This window comes from Desulfogranum aggregans (assembly GCF_055398265.1).
In genome coordinates, this window is the sequence record NZ_AP042447.1 from 4,597,972 (window position 1) to 4,622,296 (window position 24,325).

At 52.2% G+C, this 24,325-nt stretch carries 19 protein-coding genes; 6 read left to right on the forward strand and 13 right to left on the reverse strand.

Going from position 1 to position 24,325, the window contains the following annotated elements:
• Positions 1–22: 22 nt before the first annotated feature.
• Positions 23–1,663 (forward strand): response regulator, encoded by a 1,641-nt coding sequence (locus tag ACZ52Z_RS20130; RefSeq protein ID WP_464268557.1) that lies wholly within the window; start codon positions 23–25, stop codon positions 1,661–1,663.
• 1 nt (position 1,664) lies between these two features.
• On the opposite strand, the gene ACZ52Z_RS20135 is transcribed toward ACZ52Z_RS20130, so the two are convergent.
• Together ACZ52Z_RS20135 and ACZ52Z_RS20140 are read right to left on the reverse strand one after the other, a co-directional pair.
• Positions 1,665–2,489 (reverse strand): histidinol-phosphatase, encoded by an 825-nt coding sequence (locus tag ACZ52Z_RS20135; protein WP_464268558.1) that lies wholly within the window; start codon positions 2,487–2,489, stop codon positions 1,665–1,667.
• Between the two features lie 51 nt (positions 2,490–2,540).
• A complete protein-coding gene (locus tag ACZ52Z_RS20140; RefSeq protein WP_464268559.1) occupies positions 2,541–2,738 on the reverse strand; it encodes a hypothetical protein in 198 nt (65 codons plus the stop codon).
• A gap of 467 nt (positions 2,739–3,205) precedes the next feature.
• Here ACZ52Z_RS20140 and ACZ52Z_RS20145 point away from each other — a divergent pair, with 467 nt between their 5' ends.
• Complete coding sequence (locus ACZ52Z_RS20145) at positions 3,206–4,162, forward strand: YkgJ family cysteine cluster protein (RefSeq protein WP_464268560.1); 957 nt, start codon at positions 3,206–3,208, stop codon at positions 4,160–4,162.
• A 163-nt stretch (positions 4,163–4,325) separates the two neighbouring features.
• Here the strand turns inward: ACZ52Z_RS20145 and ACZ52Z_RS20150 are convergent, their stop codons facing one another.
• The 3 genes from ACZ52Z_RS20150 to ACZ52Z_RS20160 all read right to left on the reverse strand — a co-directional run bounded on the left by ACZ52Z_RS20150 (position 4,326) and on the right by ACZ52Z_RS20160 (position 9,162).
• Positions 4,326–4,790, reverse strand: a complete 465-nt coding sequence (locus tag ACZ52Z_RS20150) for a CBS domain-containing protein (RefSeq protein ID WP_464268561.1) — start codon at positions 4,788–4,790, stop codon at positions 4,326–4,328.
• Between the two features lie 166 nt (positions 4,791–4,956).
• Positions 4,957–8,532, reverse strand: coding sequence for a pyruvate:ferredoxin (flavodoxin) oxidoreductase (gene nifJ / locus ACZ52Z_RS20155; RefSeq protein ID WP_464268562.1), 3,576 nt, complete (start codon positions 8,530–8,532; stop codon positions 4,957–4,959).
• Between the two features lie 447 nt (positions 8,533–8,979).
• Positions 8,980–9,162, reverse strand: coding sequence for a hypothetical protein (locus ACZ52Z_RS20160; RefSeq protein WP_464268563.1), 183 nt, complete (start codon positions 9,160–9,162; stop codon positions 8,980–8,982).
• Between the two features lie 362 nt (positions 9,163–9,524).
• Here ACZ52Z_RS20160 and ACZ52Z_RS20165 point away from each other — a divergent pair, with 362 nt between their 5' ends.
• From ACZ52Z_RS20165 to ACZ52Z_RS20180, 4 genes are all read left to right on the forward strand, one after another.
• Positions 9,525–11,306 (forward strand): chloride channel protein, encoded by a 1,782-nt coding sequence (locus ACZ52Z_RS20165; RefSeq protein ID WP_464268564.1) that lies wholly within the window; start codon positions 9,525–9,527, stop codon positions 11,304–11,306.
• Between the two features lie 182 nt (positions 11,307–11,488).
• Positions 11,489–11,857: a RapZ C-terminal domain-containing protein gene (locus ACZ52Z_RS20170; RefSeq protein WP_464268565.1), complete on the forward strand. Its 369-nt coding sequence runs from the start codon at positions 11,489–11,491 to the stop codon at positions 11,855–11,857.
• Positions 11,858–11,904: 47 nt separating this feature from the next.
• Complete coding sequence (locus ACZ52Z_RS20175) at positions 11,905–12,216, forward strand: phasin family protein (protein WP_464268566.1); 312 nt, start codon at positions 11,905–11,907, stop codon at positions 12,214–12,216.
• Positions 12,217–12,227: 11 nt separating this feature from the next.
• Positions 12,228–13,925 (forward strand): ABC1 kinase family protein, encoded by a 1,698-nt coding sequence (locus ACZ52Z_RS20180; protein ID WP_464268567.1) that lies wholly within the window; start codon positions 12,228–12,230, stop codon positions 13,923–13,925.
• Positions 13,926–13,974: 49 nt separating this feature from the next.
• Here the strand turns inward: ACZ52Z_RS20180 and ACZ52Z_RS20185 are convergent, their stop codons facing one another.
• The 8 genes from ACZ52Z_RS20185 to ACZ52Z_RS20220 all read right to left on the reverse strand — a co-directional run bounded on the left by ACZ52Z_RS20185 (position 13,975) and on the right by ACZ52Z_RS20220 (position 24,303).
• Positions 13,975–14,298 carry a YdbL family probable chaperone protein gene (locus ACZ52Z_RS20185; RefSeq protein WP_464268568.1) on the reverse strand — a complete coding sequence of 108 codons (324 nt, stop codon included), beginning with the start codon at positions 14,296–14,298 and terminating at the stop codon, positions 13,975–13,977.
• Positions 14,299–14,311: 13 nt separating this feature from the next.
• Positions 14,312–14,500, reverse strand: coding sequence for a YnbE family lipoprotein (locus tag ACZ52Z_RS20190; protein WP_464268569.1), 189 nt, complete (start codon positions 14,498–14,500; stop codon positions 14,312–14,314).
• 34 nt (positions 14,501–14,534) lie between these two features.
• Complete coding sequence (locus tag ACZ52Z_RS20195) at positions 14,535–17,018, reverse strand: intermembrane phospholipid transport protein YdbH family protein (protein WP_464268570.1); 2,484 nt, start codon at positions 17,016–17,018, stop codon at positions 14,535–14,537.
• A 61-nt stretch (positions 17,019–17,079) separates the two neighbouring features.
• Positions 17,080–19,218: a site-2 protease family protein gene (locus ACZ52Z_RS20200; protein ID WP_464268571.1), complete on the reverse strand. Its 2,139-nt coding sequence runs from the start codon at positions 19,216–19,218 to the stop codon at positions 17,080–17,082.
• Positions 19,215–21,086, reverse strand: a complete 1,872-nt coding sequence (locus ACZ52Z_RS20205; protein WP_464268572.1) for an efflux RND transporter periplasmic adaptor subunit — start codon at positions 21,084–21,086, stop codon at positions 19,215–19,217. Before ACZ52Z_RS20205 ends, ACZ52Z_RS20200 begins: the two co-directional genes overlap by 4 nt.
• Positions 21,087–21,103: 17 nt before the next feature.
• The gene (locus tag ACZ52Z_RS20210) at positions 21,104–21,403 is read right to left on the reverse strand and encodes a hypothetical protein (protein ID WP_464268573.1); all 300 of its coding nucleotides are present in this window, start codon (positions 21,401–21,403) and stop codon (positions 21,104–21,106) included.
• A 100-nt stretch (positions 21,404–21,503) separates the two neighbouring features.
• Positions 21,504–22,454, reverse strand: a complete 951-nt coding sequence (locus tag ACZ52Z_RS20215; protein WP_464268574.1) for an efflux RND transporter periplasmic adaptor subunit — start codon at positions 22,452–22,454, stop codon at positions 21,504–21,506.
• 37 nt (positions 22,455–22,491) lie between these two features.
• Entirely contained in the window at positions 22,492–24,303 is a 1,812-nt protein-coding gene (locus ACZ52Z_RS20220; RefSeq protein ID WP_464268575.1) for a TolC family protein, read from the reverse strand.
• Positions 24,304–24,325: the final 22 nt, after the last annotated feature.

A 24,325-nucleotide genomic window follows, 5' to 3' on the forward strand; every position in this document is an offset into this window, starting at 1 on the left:
TGGCTTGCTCAGCAGGAGGAATATGGCTGCTCTGAACACAGACCATATGCTTGAAGAGATTCGCGACAATATCAGGACAGGTGACGGGTTGAAAGCGCGCCTTGTCCTGTCTCATCTCGGCGACGTGGACCCACGGACCCAAAATAGACTGTTGTATGAACTTTTCAAGGCTGAAGTTGACTTCACCGTCCCCATACTCAGTATGCTGCTGGTAGAGCAGCCGGAGCTGGCGTCGCGTCTCCCGGTCATACGGGAAACCCTGTTATCCATGCTGACCGCCTATCCGGATGCGCTGCTGCATGCACTGGAAGATCCCGCCATTGTCGATAAAACCCTGTTGATTGAAACAGCAGGCGAGTTAAAGCTGGAAGCTGCTTCACCGGTACTCACGGGTATCCTCGCGCAGAGCAAGGATACCCGTGAGATAAAAAGCATCATCGAGACTCTCGGGCGTATCGGGGCCTGGGATTCGATCCACACCCTCACTGATTATCTTTATGCCGCCGATCGGCAACTCATCCACAGTGCCATTCATGCGCTTGGTAAGATCGGTACGCCCTCGGCCATGCAGAAGCTTGCAGAAAGATTAGGCACGGATAATGAGCTTGACCTCGTTATTCTGGCAGTATTTGCCCAGGTGCAGGATGAGGTTTCTTTGGCTGTCCTTAATGATACCTTGCGTGCCCATCATGCCCATATGCGTATTTTTGCCAAGGATGCCCTGGTTCACGCGGGTGCCAAGGCTGTTCCGCTCCTGACTGAAAACCTGAAAGAAACGGATAGCGACCTCCTTGTACACACGCTAAACGTCCTTGGTGAAATAGGCTGCGAAGAAGCAGTAATGCCCATCAGGAACCTTTTGCACGGTGTACCCGAAGATGCCAATGTCCGTTTTGCTGCCTATGAGGCCCTGGCCATGTTGCCGCTCCATAAGGGTGCCTATACGCTGGCAGCAGGACTGACTGACAACGAAGATCACGTCTGCGCGGCCGCTGCTCGTGCTATTGATCGAAATTACAATGAAATTTTGGCGACCGGGATCAGAAACCTGATCCGTATCGGTGATGATGCTTCAAGGCATATCATCAAAATAATCGTCAATGCCGAGGTGGATAATATCTTTCTAAGTTTGACGGAGGAGGAGATGTTCCGGGAGCCCGCCCTCACTTACCTGGCGCATGCTCATCCGGAGACCCGGCAGCATTACGCAGCATTGCTCAGGAAAAACGGGCTGAAGGATTTTGCGGCACGCATAGAAGGGGAACCTGATGCGGAAACCAGGCTGCATAAGGTGTGCGCTGTTGATGATTCACGCATGGTGTTAAGCATCTATAAGGCAACATTGCATGAAATGGGATGTGAACCGGTCCTGTTTGAGTTTCCGGCAGCCGCCATGGAGTGGTTGGCACAGGAACAGCCGGCCATCGTCCTGACCGATCTGAATATGCCAGAAATTTCCGGGATTGAGTTGGCCGAGAGGATCCGTCAAAAATACAGTCAAAAAGAATTACCGGTGATCATGGTGACGACCCAGAGTGATGTTCAGGATCATGAAGCTGCAGCAAGGGCCGGAGTAAATGACGTTATACACAAGCCCTTTAACGTGGAGAGTCTGCGCCGGGTGATGGGCAAATACATCGACCTGGAATTAAAGAACGAATAGATTATTGCCGAGTACCTTTTCCTGATTCGGGCCTGGCAGCGAGTGGCTGGAGAAACGCGTCGAGGTGACGAAAAGAGCGGCCGACCTGTCGAGGACTATGTGCGTCTGAACCGGCGACGAGTGGTATTCCCCGGGCAAGGGCACGTTGAATGATGGTTGCACGTGGAAAGGGGGTACCCCTGAGCTGAAAGCCGGAGGTGTTTATCTCTAATGCCGTACCTTTCTCCTTCAGTATATCCAGGATTCGTTCTACCTGAACTAGGTGGGCTGCAGTCAGTTCCGTGTTGCGTTCATGACGGAGAGCGGCATCCATGTGGCAGAGAACATCACAACGGACCATCACCTGGAGAGCCTCTACCAGGGCGTTGAAGTAGCCGGTCAGTACTCGTTCCCGACCATACGCTGCCAGTGCCTGTCGACTGTGCTGTTTGCTGCTGAGCAGATTGAAGTGCTCGGTACCAATCCGGAAAAAATGGCAGGAGAGTCCTATTCGGTCCCATGGAAAGACTCGCAGTGATTCCTGGAAAAGGTGTTGCGCTTCCGGGTTATATCCAGCCTCTACACCAAGCAGTATCCTGATCCTGTCGTTGTACTTGCGCTGCAGTATTTGCCCTTCTTGAAAATAGACGGCGAAGTCATCTTCGGAAAGCCAGCTCCGCTGCGGGTAGGTTATGCCGGCTTCCAAATGTTCCAGAAAACACAGGGTGTGCAGCCCTTTGCGTATCGCTTCCAGGACATATTCTTCCATGGTTCCGGAAGCGTGGTTGCAGAGAGCCGTGTGAACGTGCCCATCAAAGCCAGTATCAATAAGGGCTGAAGATGACATTTGCGATCCAACCAGGAGTGCGGTTACGGGGCGTGGAAACCGTTGATGGTATCAGGCGTTGCCCCGGGGGAAAAAATGAACGACACCATCAATATCAGAGGTGTCGCACACGTCTCCGAGCTCCATCTCAAGGTCAAGGAGTTCTGCCATGTGATCCATTTCGAGAGAAAAGGAAGGACCGTCTGGAAGATGATAGATGAGGGTTTCAACCTTGCTGTAATCGATGGGATGAGTAAAGAAAAGTTTCATTGGAAGTACTCTGGGAGCCAATCTGTGCCTCGGGGAAGAAAAACCGGAAAAAATGTCCATCACCTTGAGCAAAAAAGGTCGGGTTTGATTCCGTAACAAGGAGTGTGACACATAAATATAGCCCGCACTTGTACCAGCTTTTCAGGTAAAAAAACATAAAATTACATTGTGGCGGGCTTTTTTTATAAAAATACCCCATGACGCACCACGCGGAATAACGCACCTTTTTTATAGAGATGATCAGACATGATTTCGATGGCAGGCCAAGGAAAAGCGGAAAAAAGCGGTCAATAGGTTTGACACTTGAGAGGGAAATGGTAATATAAAAAATTCCGACAAAATTGTTTGACGGTGTTTTTTTTTGACTCTCCGGGACTGCCATCCTTTGCGAGGGGTAACAATAATTGTGGAACTCCTGTATGTGCAGTGTTGCAATCTCCTCGGGAAGTTTCCGAAAAAGGTGAAGCATGTCTGATAAAGTGCAGCATGAATTGAATGATGCAAAAATTTTTTCCAGTACTGATAAAAATCCATCCAATATTCTTCCTGAAAAACTGACCCTTGACTCAACGCTGCAGTTCGAGTGCCATCCCGGAGTAAGCTGTTTTACTGCCTGTTGCCATAATATAAAAATAATCTTGACCCCCTACGACATTCTGGTACTCAGAAAACGGCTGAATATTCCGGCTCATGAACTGATAACGCAGTATACTGAGCCCACTTACCTGGAAAAAACCGATATGCCTGGGGTACAGCTCAAGCTGGTGGGTGAAAAAAAGGCATGCCCATTTGTGACCCCGGAAGGCTGTACCGTCTATGAGGATCGACCAACTGCCTGTCGTTATTACCCTGTGGGGATGGCTGATTTTCATGAAGGTGGTACAGACGATGCTGAAGAAGAAAAATTCTTTTTTATTGTTAAGGAAGACCACTGCAAAGGACATGAAGAACCAAAAAAGTGGACCATTCGTGAGTGGCGCGCGGACCAGGGAGTGGACCTTCGCGATGAGATGAACAAGGAGTGGCTGCGTCTGGTGATGCGGCGTAAATCCTTTGGACACCAGGCCACACTCAGTGAAGCGGCCAAGCGGATGTTTTTTATGGCCTCCACTGACCTGGATACCTTCCGTAAGTTTATTTTCGAGAGTTCTTTCCTGCAGACCTACGAGGTTGACCAGGAAACGTTGGACAAAATCAGAGAAAATGATTTTGAATTGATGCTCTTCTCGTTTAAGTATCTTGCCAATACCCTGTTTGGTGCAGAGGGAATGGCGATCAAAAAAAATAAGCTGGACGCAAAAATTCAGGAGATCAAAAAGCGTCAGGATGAATCGCTGCAGAAAGCTGAACAGGAATACCAGGAGCTCAAAGCTGAAAGGGATCGTTTACGGGCCGAGCGGGAAGCTGAGCAGAAGAAGGGATAGCGGAGCAGAGAGAGTTTGCTCCATGCGGGAGAGACCCATGGAGGGAAAGGGCTGTATTTAGCTGCTTTTGTTCAGCAAAGGATTATTTCAAGCCGAAACGGATATCGTTTCGGCTTTTTTTTTTGTGCTGGCAGAGCAGGCAAACCCGGCCTGCCTGAGGCGACTAATCGTTAAACAGATGGTAGAAAATATCTGAGAGGTAGACGACCCCCACCAACTTTCCGTTATCAACTACCGGCATCCGCCGTATTCTATCCTTCACCATTCTGTCGACAATGGCCATGAGTGGTTCATCGGGCGATATGCTCAAAATATTCGCATTCATAATCTGCCTGACGGTCTTTTCCTTGACCGACTTGATGAATTGATCCAGTTCGCCCTGCCAGGAGAGGGTATCGCCGTCAATGCCGTAATTGAGGAAGGATGGGCGGAGATGGTACAGGATATAAAACATGCTGATGGTACCAACCAACCGGTGTGCATCATCAACCACCATCAGACTGACCGTTTTATGGCCGGTGGGCCTGACTTTGGCGGTAAGTATTCTGCGGATAGCCATATCTGCAGGCGCATCCACATGAATGGTATCATAATTTTTAATCATGATATCTTTTGCAAATAACTGCATGACTCTCTCCTTTTAGGGTGCATGATGTAATGCTTGATTTTGCCCGTATAGGTATAACACCAGGTAGAAAACAAACAGCAAGAGAAAAAAGGTTCAATGTAAAACAGCCCTGCCGAGTAATCGGCAGGGCTGTTTGGGGTACAGCAAACGAGGGCAGAAATGTGTCTTATTCTGCCTCAAGCGCTTTTTGCCACGCTTTGAGCATCTTCCAGGACTTATCGGTATCCGCCTGAGACTGTGCCATCAGCTCATCAACCATTTCAGGGTTGGACAATTTGAGCATACGGTAACGGTTCTCGTTTAAGGCGTAGTCTGCAAAGGAGATGGTCGGTTCCTTGCTGTCAATAGTCAGCGGGTTCTTTCCTTCTGCCTCAAGCATCGGATTATAGCGATACAGTGACCAGTGACCACACTCAACCGCTTTTTTCTGCTGCTCAAGACCAGTTGCCATGTTTATACCATGGTTAATGCAGTGAGCGTAAGCAATGATCAGGGATGGTCCGTCATATGCTTCAGCTTCTGCAATAGCCTTGATCGCCTGCTGCGGATTGCCGCCCAGGGCGATACGGGCAACGTAAACCGTACCAAAGGTGGAGAAGATCATGCCCATGTTTTTCTTGGGAGCCCTCTTCCCGCCAGCTGCGAACTGAGCAACAGCAGCACGTGGGGTGGATTTGGACATCTGGCCACCGGTGTTGGAGTATACTTCCGTATCCATAACCAGTACGTTAACGTTCTGACCGGAAGCGAGAACGTGATCTAATCCACCGTAACCAATATCATATGCCCAGCCGTCGCCACCGAAGATCCATACAGACTTTTTGACCAGATAGTCTGCTACAGGAACGAGCCGTTTGGCGATAATATTGCTGCTGCCGGCGAGGGCATCTTTCAGTGCTGCAACGCGTTCACGCTGCGCTTCGATTTCTGCCTGGTCGTTTTGCGTGGCATCAAGAAGACCGTCAGCCATAGCTTTTTCAATCAGACCTGCTTCAACAGCTTTTTCTAAGAGTTCTTTTGCCTGCATGCCAAGCTTGTCAACCGCCTGGCGCATACCCAGACCATACTCCGCGTTGTCTTCGAACAGGGAGTTTGACCAGGTCGGTCCACGTCCGTCTGCACGGGTACAGTAGGGAGTTGTTGGCAGGTTGCCGCCGTAAATGGAGGAACAACCGGTCGCATTGGCTACATACAAGCGATCACCAAACAGCTGAGTGACAAGTTTAACGTATGGTGTCTCACCACAACCGGTACAAGCACCGGAGAACTCGAACATCGGCCGTAAGAGCTGGCTTCCCTTGATGGTATCTTCCTTGAGGGTGGAACGATCAACTTCCGGCAACTTAAGGAAAGTCTCCCAGTTTTTGCTTTCGCGTTCCAGTACTTCCTCGGTATTGGTGATCATCTTCAGGGCAGGTTCGTCAGTCTTGTTGCCTTCCGCGTCTTTCTTCTTCGCAGGGCAAACACTTACGCACAGGGTACAGCCGTAGCAGTCAGCCGTAGAAACCTGAACGGTGAATTTCTGACCCTTGTAGTCTTTCCCTACTGCATCAGCGGTTTTGAAATCAGCAGTAGCACCTGCTGCTTCCAAAGCTTCAGGGGTGGCGATCTTCAGACGAATACAGCCGTGTGGGCAAACCAGTGAACAGCGACCACACTGGATACATGTATTCTGATCCCAGGTGGGGACATTCACCGCAACGTTACGTTTTTCCCACTGGGTGGTGGCGGTCGGCCAGCGGCCGTTGTCAGGTATCTGGGAAACTTTCAATTCTTCGCCCCGGCCTTCCATCATTGTTGCAGTAACCGTTTTTACGAAATCAGGTGCTGCTTCAGGCACGGTCGGAGGCATTTCATGACCGGTAATTTCGCTTGGCAGGGTTATCTCAACGATATTTTCAATGGCACCGTCAACCGCTGCGTAGTTCATGTTAACGATCTTGTCACCCTTGATACCATAGGTTTTCTTGATCGCTTTTTTGATCGCTTCAACCGCATCTTCCTTGGTGAGAATTCCGGAGATCATAAAGAAGGCGGTCTGCATGATCATGTTGATACGGGCACCAAGACCGATAGCCTGACCGAGCTTGACCGCATCGATGATAAAGAATTTAGCACGTTTTTCGATCAGCTGCTTCTGTACCAGAGCCGGGAGATGTTCCCATATTTCATCTTTAGAGAAGGTGGTGGTCAGCAGGAAAGTTCCTTCGTCTTCCAGGTTGGCCAGCATGTCGTAGCTGTCAAGGAAGGCAAAATTATGACAGGCGATGAAGCTTGCCTTGTTGATCAGGTACGGAGCAACAATCTTGTTTTCACCAAAGCGGAGGTGAGAAACGGTCATGGAGCCGGACTTCTTGGAGTCGTAAACAAAGTAGCCCTGAGTGGAATTATCTGTTTCATCACCAATAATCTTGATGGTGTTTTTGTTGGCGCCAACAGTACCGTCAGAACCAAGACCGTAGAACATTGCACGGTATACGTCATCACCTTCAATGTTAAAGGATTTATCATAATCAAGACTGGTGTGCATAACATCGTCATGCGGGCCGACACAGAATTTGTTTTTCGGTGCAAATGAAGTCTGGTTTTCAAATACCGCTTTGACCATTGCAGGGGTGAATTCTGCAGAACCAAGACCGTAACGGCCACCAAGGATGGTCGGTGGAATCATGGTCGGGTTTGCTTCGGCAGCCTCTGCAACTGCAGTGCGCACGTTGAGGTAGAGTGGTTCACCGAGTGCGCCCGGTTCTTTAACGCGATCAAGAACAGTGATGCGCTCTACGGTTGAAGGCAGGGTGTTAACCATGGCCTTGGCGTCAAATGGATGGAAAAGTCGAACGATAACCATACCCACTTTGTCACCTTGGGCAACCATGTAATCGATGGTTGACTGAGCAACTTCAACGCCAGAACCCATGATAACGACTACATCGGTTGCATCAGCTGCGCCGTAGTAATCAAACAGTTTGTATTGACGACCGGTCAGTGCTGCAAATTTGTCCATGGTCGCCTGAACGATGCCGGGAATGGCCGCATAATACTTGTTTACCGTCTCACGACCGGTGAAATACACATCCGGGTTCTGTGCGGTTCCGCCCAAAGAAGGACGATCCGGGGTAAGGGCACGTTCACGGAACTCGGTAATCAGGTCTTCGTCGATCATCTCACGCATATCATCCATGGTGAGTTGCTCGATCTTGGCAACTTCATGAGAAGTACGGAAACCATCAAAGAAATGAACAAAAGGAATGCGGGATGCCAGGGTAGACTGGGTGGCGATCAATGCCATGTCCTGTGCTTCCTGCACGTTGTTGGAGCAGAGCATTCCCCAACCGGTCTGGCGAGCGGACATTACGTCACTGTGATCGCCGAAAATAGACAGCCCCTGGTATGACAGGGCACGGGCAGTTACATGAAAAACCGTCGGTGTCAACTCGCCTGCAATTTTATACATGTTAGGCAGGATGAGCAACAGGCCCTGGGAAGCGGTAAAAGTGGTACACAGAGCACCTGAATTCAGTGAGCCATGCAGCGCACCGGCAACACCACCTTCTGACTGCATCTGGGAAATGACCGGAATGGAGCCCCAGATGTTTTCCTGCTTGGCGTTAGCCTTTGCATCAGCTTCAGCGGCCATCGGAGAGGACGGCGTAATGGGATAGATTGTGATGACTTCACTGGTAGCATAGGCAACGTGGGTACATGCCTGGTTGCCGTCAACGTTGACCATTTTTCGCGACATAGCTCATTCTCCTTACACGGTGGTTACTTTTTTCCGACTCATGGCGGGCCGGAAAGGGTTAACAAAAAACATTCTCTTTACAGCAAAAAAGAACCTAAATATTTGTGATGCCACGAAGATAATGCTTGTTGAAAGAAAATGATTGACGCTTCATTCAACAGCTAGCCTGTGTCCATCCTCGGGCAAGAATATAAAAGTCACTACAGCTCGCAGAAAATGCGTGTTTGCATCCGTGCACACACTCTGACAATCACCCAAAATCAGAAGAGGGTACGGTACAAAATAGCGACAAGATATACCAAAAACTGGGATTATGCAACGCTAAAGCGAGTGCGATGAAGACTGCCTGGTAACAGTTTGATATGTAATGAAAAAATGGGAGAGTGCGGTCCCGTAAACCATTGGTTAGGTAGCTTTGACAGACCGCGACCGCCTTGTAGCAGGAGACTAATTATCCGTATCCAGAATAATGAATTCCTTGATTTTTTCATAAAGCGATTCCGGTATGGCCTCTTCAAACATAAATTGTTCTGCCTCCTCGCCGGTGATGGTTTCCTTGATGTGTAAAGGAAGCGTGCGGAGAAAAGCGACTCGTTCGGGAATGGGCTTGCGTTCCTTTGGTTGGCTCATGGTCTATTCCTTGGTATGGATGAGTGCTGTGAACGGTTGTATTGGGCTGTACATTTTATTGAATATGCACTGAAGTATGTTCTGTAAACAGGCGTCTTTCGCTTTATGGTGGAGACCGGCTGCTGCATCTGTGGACAGCGTGCTTCTTCATCAAGGTAGCGCTAAATCAGCAATCCGCCGGAAAAAGCGTTCCAAATACAGGTGTTTCTGGTATACTCCCGGATTTTTACGGTGATAAAGTTGGCTGCCAGCTTTATAACTTTACCTGGTGGTGTCGGTGGAATGACAGGTCTGTTGCCGCAGGATTCAAGCAGACAACAAGTGATACCGTGCACCTGGAGAGACGGTATGTCGGAGTTCAGATGCGATCCAAGTTAAAACTATTTCTTCCAGGCGAACAGGCGAGAATGATCATCATCGCCGCCTTTATCGGGGTTATGGCCGGACTGGCCATTATCGCCTTTCGTGAATCCGTGGACTTCGTTCACCGGTTTGTCTTTGTCAAAGGCCAGGTCCTGCTCGGTATTGATCAGGGAGGATGGCGTATCCTGTTGTTACCGTTGCTGCCCATGTTCGGTGCTGCGGCACTGATCCCTCTTTCCATGGCTTTCCCCGGGAAGGTCAACGGCTACGGACTCACGGCCTTTCTTCGGCGGGTCAATCTGGAAAATGGGGTCATCCGGGCACGCAATATTTTTATTAAAATTGCCGCTACCGCTTTGACTATCGGTTCCGGGAATTCGGCTGGTGTCGAGGGACCTATTGCCCAGATAGGCGGAGCCGTCGGTTCGCAGGTCGGACAACGATTTCGGGTCAGCGGTAAGCGGATGAAGGTTTTTATTGCCGCCGGCTCCGCCGGTGGGATTGCCGGTATTTTTAATGCCCCGCTGGCAGGCATTTTTTTTGCGGCTGAGATAGTGCTTCTGGGGACCTACGAGATATCATCCTTTGCCGCCCTGGTCGTGGCATCAGCGCTGGCAACGGTCGTTTCCCGCGCTTACTTCGGCGAAATACCCGCTTTCCCGATTCCCGATTTCGAGATCGTGAATTATTTTGTTGAAATACCTCTTTATGCGGTCATGGCCCTGATTGTCGGGCTGCTGGCTGTGGCGCACATCCGTTTTTTTTATTTTGTCCGCGATCGTTTTCAGGCCCTTTCCATGCATCCCCAGGTCAAGCCTATTATCGGCGCCTTCTGTATTGGCTGCATCGGCATTTTTTTTCCGCAGGTCATGGGGGATGGGTATGAGTACATTGAAAAGACCCTTGCCGGTCACGGCATTATCTGGGTCATGCTGGCACTGGTGTTTCTCAAATCCATCGCTACCGCCATTACCCTTGGTTCAGGAGGTGCTGGCGGTGTGTTTGCACCGGCACTTTTTATCGGCGCTGTTATTGGTGGGGCGTTCGGGGGTCTGGTACATATTTTGCTTCCAGAGTATACCGCCTCTTCCGGCGCTTATGCAACCGTGGGCATCGGTGCCTTTCTTGCCGCTTCCACCCATGCTCCGCTGACCGCTATCTTTTTGCTTTTTGAGATGACCGGTAATCATATGGTGATCGTTCCGGTGATGCTGACCGCTGTGCTGGGCACCATGATTGCCACCCGATTTTATTCTGACTCTATAGATACGGTTGATTTTACCCGTCAGGGGATCAATATCCACGAAGGCCGTGAAGTTGCGATCATGAAGTCCATTCGGGTGGGTAAGGCAATTACTGAGGATGTGGATTTTATCAGCGAAAATGCGAACATCAACCATCTGTTGGAGCTGTTTCGCTATGCCCAGGACAGTTTTTACTTTCCGGTAATCAACCACAAGGGACTTATGGTGGGGGTGGTTTCCATGCAGGATGTAAAAAATATCCTGCACGATGCAGAACAGCGGGTCTGCTACTTGGTCGGAGCCATCTGTACCCGGGATGTGATCATGCTCACTCCTGATGACAACCTCTATGATGCCATGCAGTTATTCGATGTGAAAGGGATAGATGAGATTCCCGTGGTTGAGTCGATCGAGGAACCGTGGGTAATCGGCATGCTGAAGCGGCAGGAGGTGATTGCCGCTTACAATCGGGAAATGCTCAATCGCGGTATTAATGAAAAGGCGGAGTCCATTCGTATGCTCTGCTCAACGACCTGAGCAGGCAAGGGCGGAAGAGTAGAACAAGAGCAGCCTCGGCTGCTCTTTTTTTTTGTAACCGGGGAGCTGCTGATAAAGGCCGGATAGACAGCAATTCACATTATATCTGTTGATTAAGCAGAGCGGGTGTATAATACTATTCTACGAGAATTCTAAATTTTTCGGGCGCATGGAGGTGACCGGTGGAGATTTTTCTACACTCGTTCGGGTATAAGCATGGGTATCCGCAGGCAGATGTGGTCGTGGATGTGCGCTTTCTTCCCAATCCTTACTGGGTACCTGAACTGAAAGAGGGCAACGGCTGTGATCCCGAAGTGGCGCTCCATGTGTTGAATAATGAAAAGGGGCGCCGTTTTTTGGCTAGGCTTGAACCCTTTCTCTGCTTTCTGTTGGAGGAGCATGAGCGAAAGGCGAGAGAGCGCTTTACCGTAGCCATTGGCTGCACCGGAGGCCGTCATCGAAGTGTGGCGGTCATTGAACATCTGCGGAGATTCCTGAAAAATCGTGGGTTTACCCTGCAGGTATATCATAAAGACATCGATAAAACCTAATACACGGCAGAAGCCGTAACAGTCCATGAGCAACAGTGGAGGGAATAATGAAAGATACCATGAAAAACATTGTCTATGCAGGACTCGGGGCCGCCTTTTTGACCAAGGAAAAGATAGAAGAGCTGAAGGGTGATTTGATCGAAAAGGGAAAGATGTCTCAGGAAGAAGGCAAACACTTTGTTGACGAATTGGTGAGCAAATCGGAAAAAGCCAAAGAACAGTTGAATCTCTGGTTGAATATGCGGGTGGAGGAAAAAGTAAAGCAGCTGAACCTGGCAACCGCCGATGAGGTAGAGGAGCTGCGGCGTCAGATTGAGGAACTGCAGGTAGCGCTCAACCTGAAGCAAGGCGAAGAGTAGGCTGCCCAGGCATGTTCAGTATTCGCAAGCTGGGCGCCATTGGTCGTACCTACCGGCACCTGAATCGTTACCACCGCATACTGCGCGTTTTATTCAAGTATGGGTTTGACGATCTGGTCGATAGGCTCCATATAGACCAATACCTGGAATCGGGCTTGCGGATGATTAACCGCAAGCCCCGAGAACAGATCGCAAGGCTTTCCCGGCCCCAGCGTTTGCGGTTGGTGTTTGAAGAACTCGGACCAACCTTTATCAAGCTTGGCCAGCTGCTTTCCACGCGACCTGACTTCATTCCTGCCGAGTATCTTGATGAGCTCGCCAAGCTCCAGGATAAGGTACCGCCTTTTTCCTATGAAAAGGTGTGCACCATTTTCGAGGAAGAAATGGGGGCATCCCCCACAGCGGTCTTTCATCATTTTGAGAGCACCCCGCTTGCTGCCGCTTCCATAGCCCAGGTGCATAAGGCCCAATTGGAGGATGGCTCGGGAGTGGTGGTCAAGGTGCAGCGTCCCAACATCGAAAATACCATCGCTGTTGACCTGGAGATTCTTACCCACATTGCCGAATTGATGGAGCAGTACCTGGAAGAAGTTCAGGGGCACCGTCCATCTGCCATTGTGCAAGAGTTTGCCCGGAGCATCAGCCGGGAGATCGACTTTACCATCGAGCTCCAGAATATTCAGCGATTCCAGCTGCAATTCGAAAACAACCCCTTGATTCATGTACCCCGGGTCTACCCACGGCTAAGCAGTGAGCGGCTGCTGGTAATGGAATGCATCGAGGGGATCAAATGCTCTAATGTCCAATACCTCAAGGCCCACAATGCGAACCTGGAGTTGCTTGCTGAGCGGGGTGCGGTCCTGGTGATGGAGCAGATTTTTATCCATGGTTTTTTCCACGCTGATCCTCATCCGGGAAATATTTTTATTCTTGATGACGAGGTTGTCTGCTTTATCGATTTTGGCCAGATGGGCCGCCTTTCGCTGAAAGACCGTGAGGATTTTACCGAACTGGTGCTCAGTCTGGTCGCTGGGGATGAGCGCAGGGTGACCAAGGCGCTGTTACGGATTACCCTGCAGCATGGGGAAATCGACCAGTCACTTCTGGCCAGTGATCTTGGCGATATGATGGATATGTACCTCTACAAGCCTTTGGGGGAACTGGAGGCAGGGAAGATACTGCAGGACATCTTACACCTGGTATCGCGGCATATGCTCAGTATCAAGCCGGGATTGTACCTGATGATGAAGGCGCTCACCACCGTCGAGGGGGTAGGGCGCATGCTGGATCCGGAATTAAAGCTGATTGAACTGGCAAAGCCGTTCATGCGAAAAATACAATATGGTCGTATGCACCCGGATCGGATCATGGATGAGGTAGCCCATACAGCTACCTCCTATCTGCATCTTTTCCGTGAAATGCCAGAGGAGATTCTCAGTCTATCCCGTCAGTTGCGAAACGGGAGGATGCGCTTGGAGTTTGAACATAAAGGGGTGCACTCCCTGGGGGAAGCGATGGACAGGGTCTCCAACCGGGTTGCCTTTGCCATTGTTCTTGCCGCTCTGATCATCGGCAGTTCTCTGATCGTTCTTTCCGATGTCCCCCCACGGTGGCACGGGATCCCGATTATCGGCCTGATCGGGTTCGTGGTGGCCGGTCTCATGGGGTTCAGACTTCTGCTTTCCATTTTACGGCATGGCAAGATGTAACCTCAACGCCTGTTGCCTGACCTTCGTCTGCTGCACAACCGCGGCTGCTCTATTTTTTTCTCCACTGTCCCTTAATCTGGATGAATTGACCAGAGGGCGTTTTTTCAATAGCCTTCTTGCCGGCAAGTTGCTCCACACTCTGCAGAGGGGCGTTGTTACGCTGAGCGATTTGTTGGTATTGCTGCTTTCTCTGCGCATTGATGGATTGAGCGATCGCGGCCGCCTGGCTGTTGTTTGGGTCGACCGGCGCCAAGTACCCACTGGTGGTCTCGCCAACCAGTCCCTGGTCCTTGGCTGCCTGTAGGTCGAGCGCGCAGAGATTGCCGCACAGCAGCAGTATCGCAACAAGGGTGATTGATATTATTTTTTTCATGGTATCTCTCCTGTTAAAACAGTCCGCTGTCTTCGCTGAGGACATTCTCCAGCTCTTTTTCCACCTTAACCCTGATTTCATGCTCGATTTTGACATTTAAGTTGATGGTAATGGGTTTTTCAGGCGGAGCTACCTGCACGGTTGGGGTGCAGCAGGCAAGGAAAACGAGAAAGATGAGGCCGCTGAAGAGCAATTTCAACATGGGTGCATCCTCGGGGGTGCCGTACCCCTCTTGGTTAATGGTGTTTGCGCAGTTGCTTATCCAGGTCCCTGGTTAAGGTACGATTATACCGAAGGCTTTTGAGAAGCGAAAGTAGATTCTGTTCAGTATGGATGTTGAGGTGGACCGGCCTGGTGGCGGAAAGGCGGGGGCTCTTTCCCTGCAGATGCACATCGATGAAGAGGGTACCATCCTGGAGGTAGCGGACCGGTGCCTTAAGAGAGGTGTAGTGAAATTCCTCCAGCGCCTGCAGCGCATAGGCCGTCAGTCCGGATTGCTCGGCCTGGCTCTGTGGCGGACGGTAGCGGATGGTCCCCCCCTCAGCCTCTCCGGTGAATTCACCGGCCTCCAACCCGAATACATTGTTTGCCAAGCTCACCGGCAGGTAGCCGTTTATCCTGCCGTTTACTTCCAGTCCCTTGACCTTTATCAGGGCGATCAATTGAGCAAGATCAAGCCCGCGTGCGCGAATAGCTAGAGTGGGGATCCGGGTACCCGGCGAATGGGTAAAGGGATCAATGCTGACGACACCACCCATGAGTGATGCCTTCAGCTGGGTAAACGCTATCCCCGTCCGATTGCCCGGAGAGGACGATTGAAGGGTGAAGCTGCCTTCGAGATTGTCGACTGGGACAGCTGCACCGATTGTTTGAATGTGGAGGGTGCCGGGCTTTTGTGATTGCAGTACAGGGAGAATGTCGATGCTTTTCTGGAATCGTAAGCCGGAAAACGGAACTTGCTTAACGCTGCCGGCGAGTTCGGAAATGTTGACCATGCCAGCCAGGTGAGGGCGGACTCCCTTTTGCCATTGTCCGGCCATGTCTGCCTGGAGGAAACCGGCAGTCACCTTCACCGGCAGGGCTGTACCGCTTAGGAGTTTGTCCAATCCGCTTGTTGAGGAAAACTCTACAGGGGCAATGGTCGTCAGGGCGACTTTCCCAGCTCTGGAGTATGTATCATGATCGATCTCCAGGCGAAGTTGACCTGGGTGAACGGCAGGCCGGAGAGCAACCGCTCCTTTAATGGCCGTACCTGTCAGGTCAAACTTTCCATCAGCCTTGAACGGGCCCAGGCCAAGAGTGCCTGAGAAAACGTGCAATATCCCGCTGGAGAAAGCAAGCGTCATTCTGCGTTTTTCGCTGCCGGTAACAGTAAGCGGGCCCGGAGTAATGCGCATGTCCTTGCAGTGTATGTGCTGGTTGCCCTTGCGTACACTCAGGTCTGCAGCCTGCCAGGCTGGCGAAGTCAGAGTAAGGGACGCGTCCGACCTGACCAGGCGAATGGGCTGGGACGATTCAGGGGAGATGGCAATATGGGCAACACCTAGATCAGACACCGCCACGTCATCAACACTCAGCGGTGTACCCGGGGCAGGGGTGAGGCTCATGGTGTCCTTTGATATCAAGATTTCATCCATCGGCGGCAGGGAAAGCCGACCGATGGTGGCCGAACCAAGATCAAGTCCCCTGATCTGCCAGGCCTCGGGGGGAGTGAACTTGACCCTTATCTTTTCTTCCTGGAGGGTTATGGTGCCGTCAAGCTGGCCATTGATCGACTCTACTGCCAGCAGAGGGTGGTGCACATCATGGAGTTGTAGCTGTGATCCTTGAGTTATAAGGGTGTGCCCATGGTCAAGAGTGATATGCAGATCTGCCCTAGCTTGTCCTGCGGTAAACCACGGTAGCTGTACAGCCTCACCGTGCATGCTGAGTGTGAACTGTGGTTCGCCGGTCAGGTGGAGGGCGAATGTTCCCTCGAGTTTCCCTGCCAAGGGGGCCATGGAAGCCAGCGGCAGGAGATCGGCCACCTCGTTCAGGACCAGGGCCGTCGTCCCCCGAAGGACAGCGGCATCGGCGGAAAGCTGCAGGTGCTGTACAAGGGTGTGCCCCCTGAAGTGCCGCAGTTCTGCCTCGAGGATTGCATCTGTTGAGCGTACTGCATTCAGGAAAAGACGTTCTTGCTTGTCCAGCCTTGCCGTAATGGTCGCCTGAAGAGAGGTTGCGTTTTGCTGTAAAACAAAGGTCATTGACCTGCCGATCAGGCAAGGCAGAGAAAAAGAAGGCGAACGGAGCTGCTCTACCGTCACCCTCTGCACCGGAAACCTGAGCTGCCGCAGAGTGGAAAGGGCCTGGTTGAGTGTGGCTTGATCCAGCTGGCCGCGCCGCTCTGGTGTGGACCGGGTGACCGTCGGCAGGGAAAAAAACGCCTCTTTGATCGCAAGTTGATCAAAGGTGCCGTCGATGAGGCCGCGAAGGGTGTAGTGCAGTGAGAGCTTGGATATCTCGAGAGTGTATTTTTGTTGCTTTCGAGTGATCTCTGCTGCTGCGTGGTCTATTTTCAGGGCTGTGAAAGATAGACTGCTCAGTTCCAGGGAGGTGAGGTGAATATTGTGACGTTTAAGCAGCAGGGGGGTGATCTGTTCAAGCAGCGGCAATCTGCAGAGCAGGAGCAAGATCGTTCCCACCACGACACCGGCCAGCAGGAGGAGGAATCGTCGCATCTTTATTCTGTTTTTTGGGTTTACGCGCGGCCTTGGAAAAGACGGTTGCCCCATGATCGGCTCATGCCCCCTCATCCTTGCCCGTCTGCCAGGCATGCAGCCGTCCCCTCAGGATGTCCAGCAGCCTGACCCGCTTGCCGCGAACGGTAATGGTTGCCGGCTGGCCTGCCCATACCCGCTCTCTGACATGCTCAGGTATTTCGACCGCCATGGAAAAATGGGGGGCAAAGAGTTGAAAGGCAGAGCTGAGCTGTTCCTGCGCAACCTCCTGCTCCCCGCTTTGCTGTCGAACATCCAGCGGACCACCGTTTATCGCGCTCAGTGCCGGGTGAACAAGTTCCGTTGTGCCCGATGGAACAACCTGGAGCAAGGAGCCTGTGAATACCCCGATTCCCGCAGACCGCATATCAACTCTTACAGGGTTGCCGATCAGTGACCGAAAGGTATCGACGCTCTCCTGGGGAGCAAACGCAGTCAGCTGCTTCTGTTGGGCCGTTACGACCCATAACAGTTCCTCTCCCTTGGGGATGTAGGTTCCGAGCTCATCGGCAAGCGATCGGCATATGACGGTCCCCTCTCCTGGCGCCCTGATGGTGAGTGCGTTCAAGTCTTCCTCGGTTTTTTTACGCTGTTGCTCCATGGCCTGATACTGTTCACGCAGGTTTTGGCGTTCTGCGATATTGCCGGAGCTGTGTGCCAATCTGATTTTTAATTCCATTTGCCGGAGTTGGAGAATTAGCTGTCTATAGGTCGTGCGGAGTTCCCTGTTTTCCAATGTGAGGAGTACATCTCCTCGCTGCACCCGCTGTCCATCGGTGACCTGAACGGTAGTGATAAAGCCAGGGCTGGCGCTTTTCAGGCTGTACTGTTGCCGGTACTCGATGATGCCATGGGCCTGGAGACGTTGTTCCCATCCAGCAAAGAACACGAGCAGGAGAACTATGCCGGCGCATATCCCGCTGCGAGTCAGCAGTTGTAAAAGGCAGCGTGGGTTTTGTTCGGTATACGACGGCCAGCGCCTGAACAGTGCCAGCAGGGGAAAACCCGTCCAGACCGCAAGCGCGCCAACGGTGATAAATATTCCCAGTCCCCCGGCGAGCTTACTCGCCAGGTAGGCCAACGAGAATAAAACGGTGATCCGCCAGAGATAGGCAGCGATACCATACAGGCCGATATACCACGGAGTTGATGCCAGAGGACCAACCCCAAGAAAGAAATGACGGAGCCTGCTGTGGACAGTTCCCATGCCCAACTGGTAAAGGTTGGGAACGCCGATCAGGTCGGAGAGAACATAGTACCCATCAAAACGCATGAGAGGGTTGGCGTTAAAGAGGAGTGAACTTACTCCCGCCACCAGGGCGGTTTGATAGGCGATGAACCCGGTAACCGTTGTTGGCGACTGAGCCCAGACGACTATGGAAAGAAAGGCAATGCCAAGTTCGATGAAGATTCCGGCTATAGCTACATGCACACGCTGCCAGCGGGAAGGAAAGGTCCAGCTTGAAGTGGCGTTGACATAGGTCAGGGGGATAAACAGAATAAAGAGCAACCCGGCCTCATATACTCTGCCCCCGTATCGGTAGCAGACCAGAGCATGAAAAAACTCATGAATGAGCTTGAGTCCGAAATAAATCAGCCAGATTCGCAGCAGGTTGTCCATGCTGAAGAATCCCTGGGCATGAGCAGTGAACTGAGGCCAGTTGAGGTAGAGAAACCATCCTGCTGCCAGGGCCGCCAGCCCCCAGAGGAGAAAAAACACACTGCCGGTCATCCACAGCAGTGGGCGGCAATACCGCAGCAGGGGATCAGGGTTGAGCAGAGGGAGCTTTACGGTTATGAGGTTGAGCCGGCTGAACCGTTTAAGCGAGCGGTTGCGGCGATCCTGCTCCAGGGAAGCCGCCAGCAGGCCAGGGGCTTTCTGTTGGAGTAACTGGCGGCTGTGCAGCCAGCTAAGCAGGGTTTGGGCCTGGTCCTGATCAAGAGAAATGCCTAGTTGCCCTCCAATGAAGGAGAGCAGTTCATCCAGAGTGGAGAACCGTTCCAGGTGGGTGAGAAAGAGATACTCTTCCTTGCCGAGACGAAAGTACTTATTGCGGACAGGATCCTCGATGATATAGCAGGTTTCGCCTTTTTCCGTGACCGGGAAGAATTTCAGGTCTCGTCTCGGTCTGGGAAGGTGTTGCGAGTTCGGATCCATCATGTAAGAAAAAATCGATCAAGAAAAGAACGGAAGGTGTACCAGGGACGGCGAAACAGTTGCCAGCCAATAGGCTTGAGTCCGGCACCTATCCTGCCTTTTCCCTGCATACCCGGACGAAGCATTTCGCGTTCGTTGTTGACAGTGCACTGGGCCAGAAAAACATTCCTGTTGTCGCGTACAATGGATTGGGGGACAATGTGCTCAATGGTTCCTGTCCATTTTTTGTCGGGAAAAGACGAAAAACGAACAGCAACCGGCATGTCCCGCTGCAGGTAGGAAATGTCTGTATCCCGGACGGCCAGTTCAATGGTCATGCGAGCAAGCGGGGCAACGGCGAAAAGGTTTTGCCCTTTTGTTACCGGGCTGCCCTGGCGGCGCTCAAGGTCACCGGTGAGAACGATGCCATTGATCGGGCTGCGCAGGATAAGGTAGCGTTGCTTTTCTGCCAGCAGGTTCAACTCTTCTTCAATACGTTTTTCGTCGAGCCGGGCAATCTGTACGGCTGCTGTATTGCCCGATGCCATATACTGATCCCGCAGCTTCCTGGCTCTGTGCTTGTCGGCGATCAAGTTGGCCTGCTGTATTTCTACCTCCTTGCCATCCAGGTTTGCCAGTATGTCTCCCGTACTGACCGGGTCTCCCGGTTTGACCTGTACCGTCTCCAGGATACCATCGTATCGCGAGATCACATACCGGACTGTTACCGGTTTGACGACACTCTCGGCATTGAGGGTGTGAGGTACAGGAATACAGAGCGCTCCTATCATGCAGAGGACGAGCAGTATCGCCACCATTCCCCTCCTTAAAAAGGGAAGACGGGAGGCGGTTGCCTTCTGCTTTTCGGTTATGACGTTCGCTTGCCGGCTGGTGGCTGCGAGGACCGCCCGAGAGATGAGCGGAGTAAAATGAACAAGGTGCCGGAGTTTTTCAGTGATCTCCTCGGGTGGAGAGTGATCCCACAGGAGGACCAGCGCACCGCCAAGTTTAGCATCCGGATCGTTTAAACGCATGCCCACTCCCAAGCAGGTTCCCGTTTCTTTCAACAGGTCGTTGAAGATTGGCTGGTCGTCCAGGGCAAAGCCGGCAAATTTTCTGGGCCAGCAGCATGGGGCTTGATGGTTGAGGCAGGCGGAAAGGGCCTGTTCTATGGTTTTGACATGGGTCGTGCGGTGGTCAATGGTTGTTGCATCAGAGAGCGAGTGCAGCCGCAGCTTGCGATTGGGGGCTGCAGTGCCGATAGCCACCTGGGCGCATTGACACCAGTGCCTGAGCTGTGCATTAAGCTGGAGAAGGCGTTGTTCCTGGTCCTGCACGCTGAAGGCGTCGGCCAGAACAGTGCTGAGTTCCCCTATGGTTTGCAGGCTGCTGCTGGCGGTGTCCTGGCGAAGTATGGAAGAGGAGAGAACCGATGCCAGCAGTTGAATAGTGATCACAAAGGGATCAGGGGCCGTCTGCCCAAGCAGGATAAGGAGGGTGAGGCAACCGGATTGACCATTGGAGGCGATGTATGGGGAAGAGATGATCCATACCGAGGGGAGCGCCTTGAGCGGCTGGTAGGCAATGTGGCCGCTGGAATGCGCTTTCTCGGCAACAGTCAGAAGTTCTTGCCGTAGAGTCGCTGACCAGGACATTGCCTGGAGGGAGAGCATCTCTTCCGCGACTCTGACCTCCTTCCCTTGTGCTTCGCTGATTATCCCTCCGGCGGCGTTGACAAATCCCACACAGAAAGTGAGGAAACAATGGTACAACTGTGCGGTGGTGCTTGTCTGCCCGGCGAGCGCAGCTATCTGGCAGGCAAGCCGCGTGGTATCCGGAGCGTCTGGATTGAGTCGTTGTTCTTCTGGGGAGGTTTGCGGTTGATTGACCACGCTTGCTGGCTATGGGGCTACTGTTTGATCTTTGGCAGTTGTGCTTGGGCTGCCGGGGGAATGCCGTTACTGTCCTTTTGCTCAAGGATGGTACCGAGAACAGCGTGCAAACGTTGTGCACCTCCCCTGGTCATTGCCAGACGGGTATGGATCGGTAAAAGGGTTTCTCCCGTTTGCGGGTCGGTGATCGGGCCAGATGAAATATTGAGTATCACGTCTTCTTTGGTGGTATTGACAATGAACTGGGAGGCGTACTGAGCGGTGGTTTCGTTGTAACGGACTTTAATCTGCTGGGATTGCTTTTTTTCGGCAGTCATGGAGTATGCTCATGTATTAATGTTGGTGGAACAGTAAAAAAAGGGTTGAGGAAATCGTTTATTGTTGGCTGGATTGCATCGCGCCACTCTGGTGGTGCAGTTATTTGCTTTGCACCTGGGGGAGCAGGAAATCACTCGGTTGCTGCAGCGCCTCTGTTCTTTGTTTCTGACCAGGCGTGCCTGGCGAGGACAGAGGCGAAGCCGTGGAGGATGTAAACTCCAGGCTGCAGAGGCTCCCTGCGATCAGGGAAGCATCCGGGTTGGGAAGTTCAAGTTCTATCTCGACCGTCCCGCTTTGCGGGTTAATCAAGGGGGCGACCCGGGTAACCGTTGCCGTGACCAGTTGGTTGGTGCTGCTGACCGGGAGGGTCGTCCCTGTTGTGAGCGAAAGGCCATATTCAGGCGGCAGGTGGAAAACGGCTTTCAGCGGATCAAGTTGTACGATGGTCATCAGCGGCTGGGTATCTGCACCACCGACAAGTTCGGCTTCCTGAGTGTAGATTTTGAGTATAACCCCATCAATAGGGCTGGTCACCATTTTTTCCTGGAGCTGGATCGCTACAATAGCCGCTTCCTGTTGTCGGAGTTGCTGCGCCTCCCGTGCACTTTGGAGTTCCGCCCGGGCAATTGCCAAGTCGGTTTGTGCCACTGTTAATTCCTGTGGACGGATATTGCCGCTTTGGTTGAGTTCTTCCAGCAGCTTGAGCCGGTTTGTACGCATTTTGACCAGATTTACTGCACCATTGATCTCTCCCTTAAAGGCGGCAGCTGTCTGCGCCCGATCAAGCTGTGCTTGGAGAACAGTCGTGTTGAGCTGCGCGAGAAGTTGCCCTTTGGTGATGATGTCGCCTTCCTGTACATGGAGTTTTTCCAACCGATCGCGAAAGATGCTGGAAAGGTCGATGGTGGTATTGGGCTCGAGAAAGGTTTCAAAACGCTCGGCCCTTGATTCGGCGGAAATGTTTCCAGTGCACCAGAGCACGAGTGCAAGCACGCAGACTTTAAACCGTCGGGACCGGTCTCGTGAGTACCCTGTACGTCGTTGTTGCATCGTATCCCATTTGTGAAAAAAGATGAGCAATGGCTGATCAGGGTGCGGCTTGAGCCTGCTCGGTGCCAATGAGCATGACAGGCAATTCATCCGTATCAGTTGCCTGGGTCGGTTCTAGCTTGTTTTCCTTTACCAGTACGCCCATGGCCCTGTACAGGTTGTAGGTGGCATAGTTATAGGCAAGCTCGCTTTTTGCGTAGAGCTCTTCTGATTCGGTCAGCCGCTCACTGGCATCCATGAGTCGGTAGAGTACATCTCCATACGGATCGTTTCGGGTGAGCATGAGGTCGATCTGGGCCATGAGCGATTTGACCTCCTCCTCGTCTGCCCGTAGGATTTGATAGCTTTGTACCATGGAACGATAATTTTTTATCAACTCACGGTAACTGACCTGAGCTTCCAGGAGAATGTTGTTTACCGTGGTATCCAGTTGGTGGAGCTGCTGGCGAATTTCAATTTTTTTCCGCAGGTTGCGGGCTTCAGCGCCGTTATTGCCCAGTGGATATTCAAATCGGAGCCCGGCAATATAACTGGGACCGCCCTCGTCGAACTGGTTATTGTAGGCGGTGCCGTAGCGATAGTCTCCTTCAAGCCCCTTGACGTAGGTCTGGAAGAAAAGATCCAGATCAGGGAGGAGTTCATTGCTGGAATTGTCCAGTCGTATGGCCGCCGCCTGAATATGTTTGATGGCCTGAGCCATTTCAGGACGATTCTCAAGGGTCGTCTCTATCACTTTGGCAAATGGAATGTCCAACAGGGTATTGGATGGCTGCTGGGCTGTGACCAGTTCAAGGCCTCCGGCCTGGAGCAGTTTGGGGTCATTGACAAGCGCATTGATGCGTGACTGGGCGTTGCGTACGGCATATTCCGCCTGCATGGCAGCCAGCTCGTGAGCGCTGGCCATGGAGCGGGCCCGGGCGAGAAGACTGGCCTGAACGTCCATTCCTGCACGGCTTTCCATTTGCTCAAGGATCTTTTGTGAACGCTGGGCGAGACTATTGCGTTGGACGAGCAGAGATCTTTCCAGGTAGAGGCCCCAGTACGCTCGGCTGACTTCCAGGAGGTGACTTTCCATATTGCGACGGAACTCATCCAGGGCAATGCCGTGATCGATGGTGGCGAGATCTATCCCAGAGCGGTTGTAGGCGATACCGAAGCGTTTGAGCAACGGTTGGCTGATGGTCAGATAGGTGCCGGTGCGGGCCTGATCGGAAGGGTTGAAGTAGATCGAGTTTGTATCTAGCCCCCCGATATTCTGTTTCACTTCCACCTCGGTTCCGGTGACGAATTTTTTACGCACGCCATAGGCGAGGTCGCCGCTGTTCTCTTCATAACGGAGCGGCCCTCCGGTTTTCAGGTCGTCACCCACCGGCTCATCCAGGTCGGTGAGGCTGCCGTCAGCAAAGATGCGCCAATCAAAAGGACCTTCAGCCTCCTGGATGGTCGTTTCCCGGATGAGGGGCAGATCGCTGAACACTCTGATCTGGGAGCTGGTCTGCACGGCCATGGTAAACAGGGCTGTGACATCCGTATCCAATGCGGCGATATTTTTATTGAGGTGGCTGCTCACCTGTTCCTGCCACCAGGGAGCAAAACCAGGAGGGAGTGCGCTGGCGACACGGTCCTGGGTGAACATGCTGGAAAAATTCTCTTCAGCACGTATGACCTGGTCAACAAGCGGCGTGTAGCGTTGAAGCAGGCGGTCGTGCAGCTCCTGGTAATCCAGGTCACTCTCGGCCGCAGCGTTGACAGCCAGGGTGTAATCAGAGTGCTGCGTCTGTGCAGGCGCTTGAACGGGAAAAAATGCGGCGATCAGAGAGATGATGGCAAGGAGGAATAGGTGTTTCATGTCGTTGATATCATGTTTTTTT